The sequence below is a fragment of the Bradyrhizobium sp. CFUWI genome (assembly GCF_056429085.1).
This window is the reverse complement of record NZ_JBWJZE010000001.1, coordinates 176,687-189,749: the sequence shown is the minus strand read 5'-3', so window position 1 is coordinate 189,749 and position 13,063 is coordinate 176,687. Positions and strand designations below refer to the sequence as shown.

Here is a 13,063-nt window from a genome sequence, read left to right as displayed (position 1 = left end):
CCAGCGTCTGCCATTGGCCCAACCCTGACGTCCGACGAGCCGCCGCGATGGACCGACATCAGGGGCAGAGCTGACCCCTTCCACGCCCCGAGTGCAGCGCGAACCATGAGGGCGCGCGCTCGCCCGGGTGCAACCGACGCTCCGCGCTGCCCTCGCGACCGTGCCACTCCCGCCCCCATGATTATGGGTGTCACGGCATCCCCGCTGCGGCTAAACTTGCCCTTGCGCCGCGGGGGACACGCGGGTGCGGGACCATGATCATGACCGAACAGGGCGAGACGGGTGACATGATTACCATCCTCCTCGTCGAGGACGACGCGCCGACCTGCTGGCGGCTTCAGGATGCGCTGGTCAAGGCCGGCTACGAGGTGCGCAGCGCCGGCACGCTCGGCGAAGCCCGTGCCGCCCTCGCCGGCGGCGCGCCGCGCGTGCTGCTGACCGACCTGCGGCTGCCCGACGGCCACGGCATCGAGCTGATCCGCGAGATGAGGCAGCGCTTCCCCGACACCGAGATCATGGTGATCTCGGCCCTCGGCGACGAGGAAAGCGTGATCTCCGCGATCACGGTCGGCGCCACCGGCTATCTGCTCAAGGACGCCTTTCCCACCGACATCGCCACCACGGTGCGCGATCTGGTCGCCGGCCATTCGCCGATCTCGGCCTCGATCGCCCGCTTCATCGTGCGCAGAACCCAGGGCGCCGCGCAGAATTCGGCGGAGCCGCCGCCCGGCCCCGCGCTCAACACCGCCAGGCTGACACCGCGCGAGATCGACATCCTCTGGGGCATCGCCAAGGGCTTCAGCTATGCCGAGATCGCGAGCCATCTCGGCCTGTCCAGGCAGACCGTGCCCGGCCACATCAAGAACATCTACCGCAAGCTCGAGGTGCATACGCGCAGCGAGGCGGTGTTCGAGGCGGTGCAGCAGGGCCTGATCAAGCTGTGAGCGAGATCGCAGCCAAGGCACCTACGAAGGCACCGAAGGCAGCGGCCAAACCCGCGCGGCGCCGGCTGCTGGCCTCCCGCCTCGTGCCCTATCTGCTGCTCCAGGCCCTGATCGCGATCGTCACCATCCTCGGGCTTCGGCAGCTGCAGCCGAGCGATCCCGAAGACTTCGCGGTAAGCGATTTTTCGGCGCGGGAAGACGGCCTGATCCGCCCGGTGACGCTGCCGCATTTCACGTCGTCGCGCTACTCCCTGGCCGACCCGCCGTTCTACACCGGCGCCTTCACGTTCCCCGGCGCCGATGCCGCCTCGGGCTGGTCGGTCTATCTGCCGCGCTTCAGCAACGCGGTGGAGGTCGCCGTCAACGGCGTCGTCGTGCTCGACTCCCGGCGTGACGCCAATGCCAACCGGCCCGATCGCAACACGCCGCAGATCGCGGCCATTCCCGCTTCGCTGCTGCGCGAGGGCGGCAACGAGATCACGGTGCGGCTGTTCGTGTGGGGGCCGCTCAAGGGCTTTCTCGATACCGTCTATGTCGGCCCGGACGTCGCCTTGCGCCCGGCCTATGAGACGCGCACGCTGCTGTTCGTCACGCTGCCGGTGGTGTTCTCGGCCTGGCAGGCGATCCTCGCCGTCATCCTCGCAATCATGTGGCTGATGCGGCGTCATGAGCCGGTCTACGGCGTGCTGGCCGCGGCGATGGTGCTCGGCGTGGTGCAGGCGTTCGCACCGCCGCCGGTGCCGCCGGCCGCCACGTCGCGGCTCGCCGCCGTGCTGCTGGCCTCCGCGCCGATCGAGAGCGCGCTGATCGTCGTGTTCGGCGTGCTGTTCTTCGGCTGGCGCTGGCCGCGCTACGGCACGCTGCTGTTCGTGCCCGGAATCGTCGTGTTCGTGGTCGGGCTGATCGGGGGCCCGCCGCTGCCGCGCATCCTCTTCCTGGTGCTCGGCATTCCGACGGTCGGGCTTTGCCTGGTCCTGATGGCCTGCATCACGGCAACAGCGGTGGTGCGGCGGCAGGACGCGGCGAGCTTCACGATCGGATGCGCCGTCACCATCGTGCTGACCTGCTGGATCCAGGACATGCTCACGGTGCTCGAGATCGTGTCCAACGATCGCATCTTCGTCTCGCGCCTGTCCTATTCGGCAATGCTGGTCGCGATCGGGGCCGGGCTGACCTGGCGCTTCGCCCGCGCCTTGAACCAGGTCGACAGCTTTGCCGGCCAGCTCGTGACGCGGGTGCGCGAGGCCGAGGAACGGCTTAAGGCGAGCTTTGCCCGCGAGGAGGAGCGCGCCCGCGCCGCCGCGCTCGCCAACGAGCGTACGCGCCTGATGCGCGACCTGCATGACGGCCTCGGCGGCCAGCTCGTCAGCATCGTCGCGCTCTCCGAGCGTGGCCATGAGGGCGCGATGATCACCGATGCGGCCCGTGCCGCGTTGAAGGATCTGCGTCTCGTCATCGATTCCATGGACGACATCGGCGGCGACCTGATGCTCGCCCTCGGCTCCTGGCGCGAGCGCACGACGGCGCAATTGCGGCCGCACGACATCACGCTCGACTGGCGCGTGGCGACGCCGCAAGGCGTGCCGCTGCATCCGGAACTGCGGCCATGGCACGTCATCCAGATCGTGCGCATCCTCGACGAGGCCGTGACCAATGCGGTCAAGCATGCGCAGGCGCGCCGCATCGCGGTCACCATCGACACGTTCGACGCAGGCCGGGGGCCGTACGGCGTGATCAGCGTGACTGACGACGGCCACGGCTTCGCGCCGGCCGGCAATGGCGAGGCCGGTCGCAACGGCCAGACCGCGCGCGGCCTGCGCAACATGAAAAGCCGCGCCGCGCGCTGCGGTGCCGTGCTCGATCTGAGTTCGGATTCGTCCGGCACGCGCGTGCGGCTGCAATTGCCGCAGCGTTTTCCCGACAGCGACATGGCTGCGGGCTGAAAGGCCCCCTCCCCGAACGTGTGGGGCGCACGGAGAGAGGGGACGGGCCGGGAAATCCGCCTGCGGAGGACGGGGGGTGTTCGTCCGCAGGCTCCGTTGGCCCGAAGCAATGCAATCAATTCAATGGAGATGTCAGCGCACGCCGACGCGGTTGACCGGGCCGCCGCGATTCATCGGCGTTCCCGCGCGCACGCCGACACCGGGCGCGCCGACGCCGGGCGTTGCGACCGCCGCCGCGGCGACCGGCGCTCCGGGCGCCACCACCACCGCCGCCGTCGGCCGCACCACGCAGCCCTTGGGCACGCCGACCGTCTTGCAATAGACCACCGCCTGCGCCGGGCTCGTGCCCAGCGACACCATCGCCGCGCCCGCGAGCGCCACGACCGTCAGCCCCGCGCTCAGCGCTCCAGCTCTCTTCGACATTCTTGCTCTCCTGCTTCCCGTTCGGCGTCCCGATGCAATCACCGGTTTCGCAGCCGAGGTGCAGCCTGAATGACAAAAGACGGCGCGCGAATACATGCCATGAAGATGGGGGTACCGCGGCCGGGAGGGCGTGCCGGTGCCATGAACATGGCATGGACCGGCGCCCGGCCTTTGCGGGATGGTCCGGCCCGATTGATCCCGGTCGGGACCAACGAGAATTCCAAAGAGGTGCTTTATGAAGATTTCGGTTCTTGCCGCGCTGCTACTCGCTGCCACCGCCCTGCCCGCTGCCGCACAATCTGGTCCGTCGGTCCAGGAGCAGATGGCCTGCCGCGGCGACGCCGGCAAATTCTGCGCCGAACATGTCGGCAAGCCGCCGCAGATGAACGCCTGCCTGCGCGAGAACAAGCCGAAGCTCTCGGAGTCCTGCCGCAAGGTCGTTGAATCGCGCGGCGGCTAAAGCATGATCCGGAAAAGTGCGCAGCGGTTTTCCGAAAAGATCATGCTTAAACAACAACCTAAAGCGCGATGACGATTCATCCTAATCGCATCGCGCTTTAGTCGGTCGTCGTTCTCCGTCCTCATCCTGAGGGCCCGCCAAAGGCGGGCGTCTCGGTGCCGCACCGAGGCTAGAGTAACCGGCGCCAGGGAGGCGTGAGGCGGCGGCGCTAGGTTGGCTTGCGGCGCAGATGGACGATGACGTCGAGCCGCGCGATCTCGTGGCCGGGAAGCGCCTCGGGGATCTTGGTGAAGGCGAGGCCGTCGGCAACGTCGACCAGCACATCCTCGCCTTCGAGGTAGAAGTGCGGATGCACCGACGTGTCGGTGTCGAAGAACGACTTGATGCCGTCGGCCGCGATCCGACGCAGCAGGCCGGCCTCGGTGAACTGGTTCAGCGTGTTGTAGACGGTCGCGAGCGACAGATACGCGTTCGCCGCCATCGCCTCTTCATAGAGGCTCTCGGCGGTGACGTGACGGTGGCCGCCCAGGAACAGCAACTGGCCGAGCGCGAGACGCTGGCGCGTCGGGCGCAGGCCGGCATTGCCGAGCAATTGCAGGCAGTGCCGCACGCCATCATCCGGCGGTGGCTCGAGGCTGGCGGCATCAGCTCCGTTATCGTCAAACGCCGGGATATGGCTGACCTGGATGTCCATCGATCGTCTCACGGCTCAAGGAAACAGGACAGGCAGTGCCGCCTTCCGCCAGTTGCTATTGGATCGCAAAAGCGGCGGCCCGACTTTGAGCCAGATCAAATGCGCAAGCTGACCTATCGCAAGGCGGCCCGGTGCATTCCCGGCCAGGATTGGCCGGTATCGATGAGGCTCACATGTCCAGACCGGTTCCCGACAAGGCAGAGGTCGCGCTCGAATATCCCAACAAGTTCTATGTCGGCACTTTCGAGCATTCGTCGCGCTTCGAGGCGCGGCTCGACGGCAGCGGCGTGGCGCTGACGCTGCAGCATCCGGGCGCTGCCGACGAGCGCAAATCGGTGCATCTGCACATCAATTTCGGCCTGCTCGCCGGCATCCTGCGTGAACTCGCCGGCAGCGTCGCCGGCATGCCCAGGGACGATATCGCGCACCGCGAGCAGCTCACAGAGGCGCTCGACGAATTGCGACGGGCGCTCAGCGCATCATGACGGCCTGATGCTTTTGGTCGCAGGCGCAAGCTTGTGCACCGCCTCCGCAAAACTCTCGACACACCAAAGCCTCCTGATTGCTCCGTGCGCGAAGGCCGACGGGGAAAACAGGACGCGCTGTACATTTTTTGTGCTGATGCTGTCGAGACTTTCATCTTGCGGCGCCGAACGAGACTATGTGAGCCTCGATATCGGATGGGGACTGGGATGGGCTTGCCGTCGCTTTGCGCGCGAGGACGTTGCGAAGCGTTTTCGGCCGGCCTCGCTTGAGAAAGTTACGATATGCCAAAACGAGTATTGCTTGGTCTCCTCCTGGCTTGCGGCCTTGCGGCCCCTGCATTGGCGCAAGAGCCGAAGCCAGGCGGTGTGATCAATGCCGTGATCCAGCCTGAGCCGCCCGGCCTGATGCTGGCACAGGTGCAGAACGGTCCGACCCAGATGGTGTCGGGCAACATCTTCGAGGGGTTGCTGCGCTACAGCCCCAAGCTCGAGCCCCAGCCGGAGCTCGCCGAGAGCTGGAGCGTCAGCGAGGACGCCAAGACCTACACCTTCAAGCTCAGGAAGGGCGTGACCTGGCACGACGGCAAGCCCTTCACCGCAGCGGACGTCCTGTTCTCGATCGAGATGCTGAAGCAGACGCATGCGCGCGCCCGCACCAATCTTGCGCAGGTCGACAAGGTCGAGGCACCCGACGCTCACACAGTGGTGTTCACGCTGAAGCAGCCGTTCGGCCCGTTCCTCGGCATCTTCGAGGTCGGCTCGATGCCGATGGTGCCGAAGCATCTCTATGAAGGCACCGACTGGAAGACCAACGCCTACAACAACGCACCCATCGGCACCGGCCCCTTCATGTTCAGGGAATGGCAGAAGGGCTCGTTCATCCGCCTGGTCAAGAACCCCAATTATTACGAGAAGGGCAAGCCCTATCTCGACGAGATCTACTGGCAGATCATTCCCGACGCCGCGGCGCGCTCGGTGGCATATGAGACCGGCAAGGTCGACGTGCTGCCCGGCGGCTCGGTCGAGAATTTCGACGTGCCGCGGCTGTCCAAGCTGAAGGACACCTGCGTCACCGGCGCCGGCTGGGAATTCTTCTCGCCGCTGGCCTGGCTGTGGCTCAACAACCGTCAGGGGCCGCTCGCCGACAAGCGGGTGCGGCAGGCGATCATGTATGCGATCGACCGCGATTTCGCCAAGGACGTGATCTGGAACGGGCTCAGCAAGGTCGCGACCGGCCCGTCCGCCTCGACCATCAAATATTACACCGATGACGTGAAGAAATATCCGTACGATCCGGCCAAGGCCAAGGCGCTGCTGAAGGAGGCCGGCTACAAGGGCGAGAAGATCCGCCTGCTGCCGCTCGCCTATGGCGAGACCTGGCAACGCTGGGGTGAAGCCGTGAAGCAGAACCTCCAGGACGTCGGCATGACCATCGAGACCATCGCCACCGACGTTGCCGGCGGCAACCAGAAGATCGGCGACTGGGACTACGACATCGCCTTCACCTATCTCTATCAGTACGGCGATCCCGCGCTCGGGGTCGGCCGCAACTATATCTCCAGCAACATCGCCAAGGGCCAGGTCTTCAACAACGTCGAGGGCTATTCCAACCCGGAGATCGACAAGCTGTTCGCCGACGGCGCGGTCGCGACCCCCGACTCCAAGCGCAAGGAGATCTACGAGAAGGCGCAGAAGATCCTGGTCGAGGACGTGCCGGTGGCCTGGATGCTCGAGCTGCAGTTCCCGACCATCACGCGCTGCAAGGTCAAGAACCTGATCACCACGGGGATCGGGGTCAATGACGGCTTCAAGGACGCATGGCTCGACAAGTGAGCCCTGCCACTTTCACCTCTCCCCGCTTGCGGGGAGAGGTCGAATGTGCGCGAAGCGCATATTCGGGTGAGGGGGTACCGGTCCATCGGCATTCCCACGTGTGGAGAGAAGCCCCTCACCCCAACCCTCTCCCCGCAAGAGCGGGGCGAGGGGGCGCACCGTCAACGTGGCTTCAGATCACGCTCCAAGATATGACCATTTAAAATGCTCTCCTTCATCTCTCAGCGCGTCGTGAAGGGCGTGATCGTCCTGCTCGCGATCGTCGTCCTCAATTTCTTCCTGATCCGGCTCGCGCCCGGCGACCCCGCAATCGTGATGGCGGGCGAGGCCGGCGCCAGCGACCAGGTCTTCGTCAAGCAGCTCCGAGAAAAGTTCGGCCTCGACAAGCCGCTGCCCGAGCAGCTCTTCATCTACGTCAAGGGCGTGGTCAGCCTCGACCTCGGCTTCTCCTTCCGGCAGCAGGCGCCGGTCGCAAAGCTGATCGGCGAGCGGCTGCCGGCGACGCTGCTGCTGACACTGACCGCGTTTGCGATTTCGCTGATGCTCGGCATTGTCTTCGGGACCTTCGCCGCGCGCTTCGCCGGAACCTTCCTCGACACCGCCATCACCGTCTTTGCGCTGATCTTCTACGCCATGCCGATCTTCTGGGTGGCGCTGATGGGTATCCTGCTGTTCTCGGTCACCATGGATTGGCTGCCGAGCTTCGGTTACGAGACGGTCGGCGCCAATCTCACCGGCTTTTCCCACGCGGTCGACGTCGCAAAGCACCTGATCATGCCGGCGATGACGCTCGGCCTGTTCTTCATGGCGACTTACACCCGCATGACGCGCGCCTCGATGCTGGAGGTGAAGCGGCTCGATTTCGTCAAGACCGCGCGCGCGAAAGGCCTTGGCGACGCCGTGATCCAGCGCCGCCACGTGCTGCGCAATGCGCTGCTGCCGGTCGTGACGCTCGCCGGCGTGCATTCCGGCACGCTGATCGGCGGCGCCGTCATCACCGAGACCGTGTTCGCCTGGCCCGGCATCGGGCGGCTGATGTACGACGCCCTGCTCCAGCGCGACTACAATCTGCTGCTCGGCGTGTTCGTGATCTGCTCCGCCATGGTGCTGATCTTCAACCTCATCACCGACCTCGTCTATCGCCTGGTCGATCCGCGCATCGAATTCGCCTCATGAGACAGTTCTGGAAATCGATGTTCAAGAGCCCGAGCGGCGTCATCGGGCTCGTCATCCTCCTGCTCGCGATCGCCGTCGCATTGTTCGGACCGATGCTGTTTCCGAACTCGCCATGGCGCATGGTGCAACGGCCGTTCCTGCCGCCCTTCACGCTCGGCGCCGTGCCGCTCGGCACCGACGCGCTCGGCCGCGACGTCTTTGCCGGCATGATTTTCGGCGCACGGGTCTCGCTATTGGTCGGTCTCGTCTCGACACTGGTCGCGCTGGTCGTCGGCATTCCCATCGGCGCGATGGCCGGCTATTTCGGTGGCAGGGTCGACGACGCCCTGATGCGCTTCACCGAGTTCTTCCAGACCATCCCGAGCTTCGCGCTCGCGATCGTGCTGGTCGCGATCCTGCAGCCTTCGATCTACTCGATCGTAGCCTCGATCGCGGTGGTGAGCTGGCCGCCGGTCGCCCGTCTCGTGCGCGGCGAGGTGCTGTCGCTGCGCACGCGCGAATATGTCCAGGCGGCAATCGTCACCGGACAGAGCAACACCTGGATCATCCTGCGCGAGATCCTGCCCAACGCGCTGTCGCCGGTGATCGTGCTGGCCTCGCTGATGGTGGCGACCGCGATTCTCCTGGAATCCTCGCTGTCCTTCCTCGGCCTCGGCGATCCCAATCTGATCTCCTGGGGCTACATGGTCGGCGCCGGCCGCACCGTGATCCGCCAGGCGTGGTGGATCACGGTGTTTCCCGGCATCGCCATCCTGATCTCCGTGCTCGGGCTGAACCTGATCGGCGAAGGCCTCAACGACGCGCTCAATCCGCGCCTGTCGCGGGAGGGACGCTGATGCTGACCGCCCCGCCTGCCGTCTCCATCAGGAATCTCAGGATCGCGCTGCCGAAGGGCGCCGAGCGGCCCTTCGCGGTCGACGGCGTCTCGCTGGACTTGCGCCCCGGCAAGATCGTCTGCGTCGTCGGCGAGTCCGGCTCCGGCAAGTCGATGTGCGCACATGCGCTGATGGGCCTGTTGCCCGATACGGTGTCTGTCGCCGCCGGCGAGATCCAGTTCGAAGGCCGCGACCTGCTCAAGCTCGATGACGACGGCTGGCGCGACCTGCGCGGCCGCCGGCTGGCGATGATCTTTCAGGAGCCGATGACCGCGCTCAACCCGCTGATGCGGATCGGCGACCAGATGGCGGAGATGTTCGAGGCGCACGGCCTGTTGACGCCAAGGGAGCGGCGCGCCAAGGCGCTGGCGCTGGCGCGCGAGGTCGGCCTGCCCGACCCTGAAAGGATCGTGCGCGCCTATCCGCACCAGCTCTCCGGCGGCCAGCGGCAGCGCGCCATGATCGCGATGGCGCTCGCGCTCGAGCCCGCGGTGCTGGTCGCGGACGAGCCGACGACCGCGCTCGACGTCACCACGCAGGCGCAGATTCTCAAGTTGATCCGCAACCTTCAGCGCGACCGCAACATGGCCGTGATGTTCATCACGCACGATTTCGGCGTGGTCGCCGACATCGCCGACCAGGTCGTGGTGCTCCGCCATGGCAAGGTGGTGGAGGAAGGCCCGGCCTCTGCCGTCTTCAACGAGCCGCAGCACGACTACACCAAGGCGCTGCTCGCCGCCGTCCCCTCGATGGATCCGCCGGCACGCAAGCCCCTCGACGGTCAGGCCAGGGCGGTCGAGGTGATCGGTCTGGACAAGACCTACGTGACATCAGGCGGCTGGTTTCGCGAGGACCGCCGGGTCGATGCTGCGCGCGCGGTCAATTTCGACATCCTCAAGGGCGAGACGCTCGGCCTCGTCGGCGAATCCGGCTCCGGAAAATCATCGGTGGCACGCCTCGTGGTGCGGCTGATCGAGGCTGACCGCGGCACGGTGCGGATCGGCGAGACCGATCTCACCTCACTCTCCGGCAAGGCGCTGCGCGCCGAGCGCCATCGCATCCAGATGATCTTCCAGGATCCGTTCGCCTCGCTCAATCCGCGCCGCAAGATCGGCCACATCATCGCCGCCGGCCCGATCGCGGCCGGCCTCGATCCGAAGGCGGCGTTCGATCGTGCCCGCGACCTGCTCAAGATGGTCGGCCTCGATGCCGGTGCACTCGAACGCTATCCGCACGAATTCTCCGGCGGCCAGCGCCAGCGTATCGGCATTGCGCGCGCGCTGGCGCTCGAGCCGGAGATCATCGTCGCGGATGAAGCCGTCTCCGCACTCGACGTCTCCGTGCAGGCGCAAGTCTTGAGGCTGCTCGAAGACCTCAAGACACGCCTCGGCCTCTCCATGCTGTTCATCACCCACGACTTGCGCGTCGCCGCCCAGATCTGCGACCGCATCGCGGTGATGCAGCGCGGCGCCATCGTCGAGCTGAAGCCGACGGCACAGCTGTTCGCCGCGCCGGAGCATGCCTATACGCGCGAGCTGCTGGCGGCGGTGCCGGGACGGAAAGAGCGCGCGCCGGCGGCGTGAACACTGCCCGCATCAGACCGCAAATCTCGGGCTGGTTCCAAAAACTAGCATGCCGCGAAGGTGAAACATATTCGGACCAACGGCATTTGCTTTCCGGACTGATCCTTGCTGATGAAGGCAAGGCGCAAGGCTGACACCAGCATTCGCTCGCACGGTGCTAAGTGGCCTTTGCAACGAATATGAGGTGGTGAGCGGCTTCTCAACCCGGCGCATCGGGGCGCCGGATGTTTTGAGATGCACGGGCACGCTCACGCGTTTTTTATTCCATCGTGATCGGCCGGGCGTTTCAAAGGCGAAGCCGGCACCATAGATCGCGATGGAATGATTTACGTCATCTGATAACGGATGCCAATTGAGACGGAGCCAACATGGGCGAAGTTATTCGATTTGTCTCGAAGTCCGAGCGCGAGCGGATGCGTCTCATCCAGGAGGCGCGCGCCATCTACGACAGCATCTTTCCTTCGGCTGATCCGGCCGGCGCAGGTCAGGACAAGGCACCGCTTGGCCGGGCGTTCGTCGGCGACGGGAGCACCCGATCGTGATCAAGATCATCGCGGTACTTTGCAGTCTCGCTTCTCCGACCAATTGTCACGAGCAGATCGTCACCACCTCGGATTTTGCCGAGGTCTCGCTGCAGTCCTGCCTGATGGGCGCGCCGCAGCTCGCCGACTGGATGAACCAGCATCCGACCGAGCGACTGGCAGCATGGCGCTGCGTGATCGGTCAACAGGTCCGCCGCGGAATTTAGCTGTTCGCGCCTTGCCGGCATCCGCTGATCGGCATCGCTCTATCGGGTGGTGTTGCTCCAGGTCGGAACGGAATTGGTCACGCCGACCGACGGCCAATTGTACGATCCGATCGACGGCGCCGTGACCGTGCCGACCGACGGTCCGGACGAACCGTAGGACGCCCTCGGCTGCGCCGCCGGCGACGCGGCGCCGCCATAGTTCGGAGCCACCACGCCAGCGCCGTATTGTCTGCTCGAGCGCTGCTTCTTCGCCTCAGCCGCGAACGGCGCGAGCAGAAGTCCGGCCCCGATGAAGGCGGCAATGGCGAATTTGATGCCAGTGAATTTGAATCCCATCATGGCTGATCCCTTCGAAGCTGGCGCCCTTGTCGCTATGTGTCCATTCAGCGGACGATATCCAGGGCCGCCCCGTTCATAACTCCGTGCGCGGGGGGAAGGTGCCCGGTCCGCCTTCGGATGGACCCGAATCAGCGTTAGTGCATTGGCCTCATCGACTTCGCGGATTGAGGCGACATGACCGGCCCTGAACTGAAGCAACTCCGCGCCGACCTCTCCGACGCCCTCGAGCGGAAGCTCACCGCGGTCGACATGGCGAAGCTCTGCGGATTACCGGAGAAAGGCGGCGCCGACACCATCAGGCGTTGGGAGGTGAGCGGCCCGACGCCCTCGGCGACCAAGGTGCTGCGCGTGCTCGCCATGGCGAGCGAGCGCTATCCGATCCTGGAGAAGTTCGACATCTTCGACCGCCATGACGTGCGCGAGGAGGACCGACCTGCGAAGCGCGCGGCGTTCCGCCAGCAGATGCGGGACGAGGCGCGCCGGCGGCTAGGTTAACGAAGTGCGCATGGACGTTACCGAGACGCTGCGGCGTTAAACCTTCCTTCAGCATTTCTTAAGTCGGTATTAAGCACGAAAATCAATTGCAGCCCAATAAGTTAGGTTGGGTCTCGCTGTGCCACGCATGTGACAGCATTTTCATCAAAAGCGAGCTATCTGCAAAACCAACGCCGGCGCGGAAAGCGCGCCTGCCGGGACATTGAGTGCTGGAGTTCAAGACGATGAAGAAGATTCTGTTTGCGACCGTGGCGCTGCTCGCGATGGGCGCGGCCGCACCGGCCGTCGGCGCCGATCTCGGCAACCGCAACTATTACAAGTCGCCCGCGCCGGCCTATGCCGCGCCGATCTACAACTGGACCGGTTTCTATATCGGCGGCCATGTCGGCGGCGCCTTCTCCAGCGACAACAATTTCAGCGGCCTCTCCACCGGCAACAACGGCAACGGCCGTTTCCTCGGCGGCGTGCAGGTCGGTGCGGACTGGCAGTTCCATCCGAATGTCGTGGTCGGCGTCGAAGGCCAATATTCCTGGCTCTCCGGCAGCGTCGGCGCCGTGTTTCCGGGCGGCATCGCCTACACCAACGACCAGCGCGGTCTCGGCTCGATCACCGGCCGCGTCGGCTACACCTGGGGCCCCGGCCTCGTCTACGTGAAGGGCGGCTATGCCTATTCGGACAACAACGAGAAGGTGACCGTCGGCGGCGTGCCGACCGGCTTCGTTATCACGGGCGATCACCGCAACGGCTACACCGTCGGCGCCGGCCTCGAATACATGTTCGCCCCGAACTGGTCGGCCAAGGCCGAGTACCAATATTACAATTTCGGCGACGCGCACTTCACCGCGGGTCCGCTTGTCGGCACCGGCAACTTCACCACCGACGACCACACCATCAAGGCGGGCGTCAATTACCGCTTCAACTGGGCAAGCCCGGCGGTCGCGCGCTACTGATCGGTTACCGCAACTTTACCATGAGGAAGGGCCGGCGCTGTCGCCGGCCCTTCTTTTTTCGCCCTGCGGAACGCGCGCAACCGTTTGCGGATATTGCGATTTTTTTAACCGGCGG

General features: G+C 65.4%; 15 protein-coding genes. 12 read left to right on the top strand and 3 right to left on the bottom strand.

Annotated elements, in window-relative coordinates; translation table 11 throughout:
• Nucleotides 1-260 precede the first annotated feature (260 nt).
• Together AC066S_RS00900 and AC066S_RS00895 are read left to right on the top strand one after the other, a co-directional pair.
• Complete coding sequence (locus AC066S_RS00900) at nucleotides 261-944, top strand: response regulator transcription factor (RefSeq protein WP_164718843.1); 684 nt, start codon at nucleotides 261-263, stop codon at nucleotides 942-944.
• The gene (locus AC066S_RS00895) at nucleotides 941-2,887 is read left to right on the top strand and encodes a sensor histidine kinase (RefSeq protein ID WP_126259328.1); all 1,947 of its coding nucleotides are present in this window, start codon (nucleotides 941-943) and stop codon (nucleotides 2,885-2,887) included. Before AC066S_RS00900 ends, AC066S_RS00895 begins: the two co-directional genes overlap by 4 nt.
• 132 nt (nucleotides 2,888-3,019) lie before the next feature.
• Here AC066S_RS00895 and AC066S_RS00890 read toward each other — a convergent pair whose 3' ends face one another.
• A complete protein-coding gene (locus AC066S_RS00890) occupies nucleotides 3,020-3,310 on the bottom strand; it encodes a hypothetical protein (protein ID WP_126259327.1) in 291 nt (96 codons plus the stop codon).
• A gap of 235 nt (nucleotides 3,311-3,545) precedes the next feature.
• Here AC066S_RS00890 and AC066S_RS00885 point away from each other — a divergent pair, with 235 nt between their 5' ends.
• On the top strand, nucleotides 3,546-3,770 hold the full coding sequence (locus AC066S_RS00885; RefSeq protein WP_478268694.1) for a hypothetical protein: 225 nt from the start codon (nucleotides 3,546-3,548) through the stop codon (nucleotides 3,768-3,770).
• Between the two features lie 208 nt (nucleotides 3,771-3,978).
• Here AC066S_RS00885 and irr read toward each other — a convergent pair whose 3' ends face one another.
• Nucleotides 3,979-4,464, bottom strand: a complete 486-nt coding sequence (gene irr / locus AC066S_RS00880; RefSeq protein ID WP_478268693.1) for a Fur family transcriptional regulator Irr — start codon at nucleotides 4,462-4,464, stop codon at nucleotides 3,979-3,981.
• 173 nt (nucleotides 4,465-4,637) lie between these two features.
• On the opposite strand from irr, the gene AC066S_RS00875 reads away from it, so the two are divergent.
• The 7 genes from AC066S_RS00875 to AC066S_RS00845 all read left to right on the top strand — a co-directional run bounded on the left by AC066S_RS00875 (nucleotide 4,638) and on the right by AC066S_RS00845 (nucleotide 11,164).
• The gene (locus tag AC066S_RS00875) at nucleotides 4,638-4,949 is read left to right on the top strand and encodes a hypothetical protein (RefSeq protein WP_478268692.1); all 312 of its coding nucleotides are present in this window, start codon (nucleotides 4,638-4,640) and stop codon (nucleotides 4,947-4,949) included.
• Nucleotides 4,950-5,231: 282 nt separating this feature from the next.
• The gene (locus AC066S_RS00870) at nucleotides 5,232-6,782 is read left to right on the top strand and encodes an ABC transporter substrate-binding protein (RefSeq protein WP_478268691.1); all 1,551 of its coding nucleotides are present in this window, start codon (nucleotides 5,232-5,234) and stop codon (nucleotides 6,780-6,782) included.
• A gap of 204 nt (nucleotides 6,783-6,986) precedes the next feature.
• Entirely contained in the window at nucleotides 6,987-7,958 is a 972-nt protein-coding gene (locus AC066S_RS00865; RefSeq protein ID WP_126259322.1) for an ABC transporter permease, read from the top strand.
• On the top strand, nucleotides 7,955-8,794 hold the full coding sequence (locus tag AC066S_RS00860) for an ABC transporter permease (protein WP_126259321.1): 840 nt from the start codon (nucleotides 7,955-7,957) through the stop codon (nucleotides 8,792-8,794). The genes AC066S_RS00865 and AC066S_RS00860 overlap by 4 nt, the downstream gene beginning before the upstream one ends.
• Nucleotides 8,795-8,796: 2 nt before the next feature.
• Complete coding sequence (locus AC066S_RS00855) at nucleotides 8,797-10,416, top strand: ABC transporter ATP-binding protein (RefSeq protein WP_478268936.1); 1,620 nt, start codon at nucleotides 8,797-8,799, stop codon at nucleotides 10,414-10,416.
• 368 nt (nucleotides 10,417-10,784) lie between these two features.
• Nucleotides 10,785-10,958 carry a hypothetical protein gene (locus AC066S_RS00850; protein WP_164718815.1) on the top strand — a complete coding sequence of 58 codons (174 nt, stop codon included), beginning with the start codon at nucleotides 10,785-10,787 and terminating at the stop codon, nucleotides 10,956-10,958.
• Nucleotides 10,955-11,164, top strand: a complete 210-nt coding sequence (locus tag AC066S_RS00845) for a hypothetical protein (RefSeq protein ID WP_126259320.1) — start codon at nucleotides 10,955-10,957, stop codon at nucleotides 11,162-11,164. The genes AC066S_RS00850 and AC066S_RS00845 overlap by 4 nt, the downstream gene beginning before the upstream one ends.
• 39 nt (nucleotides 11,165-11,203) lie before the next feature.
• On the opposite strand, the gene AC066S_RS00840 is transcribed toward AC066S_RS00845, so the two are convergent.
• Entirely contained in the window at nucleotides 11,204-11,503 is a 300-nt protein-coding gene (locus AC066S_RS00840; RefSeq protein ID WP_478268690.1) for a hypothetical protein, read from the bottom strand.
• A gap of 174 nt (nucleotides 11,504-11,677) precedes the next feature.
• Here AC066S_RS00840 and AC066S_RS00835 point away from each other — a divergent pair, with 174 nt between their 5' ends.
• Nucleotides 11,678-11,998 carry a hypothetical protein gene (locus AC066S_RS00835; protein WP_126259319.1) on the top strand — a complete coding sequence of 107 codons (321 nt, stop codon included), beginning with the start codon at nucleotides 11,678-11,680 and terminating at the stop codon, nucleotides 11,996-11,998.
• A 224-nt stretch (nucleotides 11,999-12,222) separates the two neighbouring features.
• Nucleotides 12,223-12,948 (top strand): outer membrane protein, encoded by a 726-nt coding sequence (locus tag AC066S_RS00830; RefSeq protein WP_126259318.1) that lies wholly within the window; start codon nucleotides 12,223-12,225, stop codon nucleotides 12,946-12,948.
• Nucleotides 12,949-13,063 lie beyond the last annotated feature (115 nt).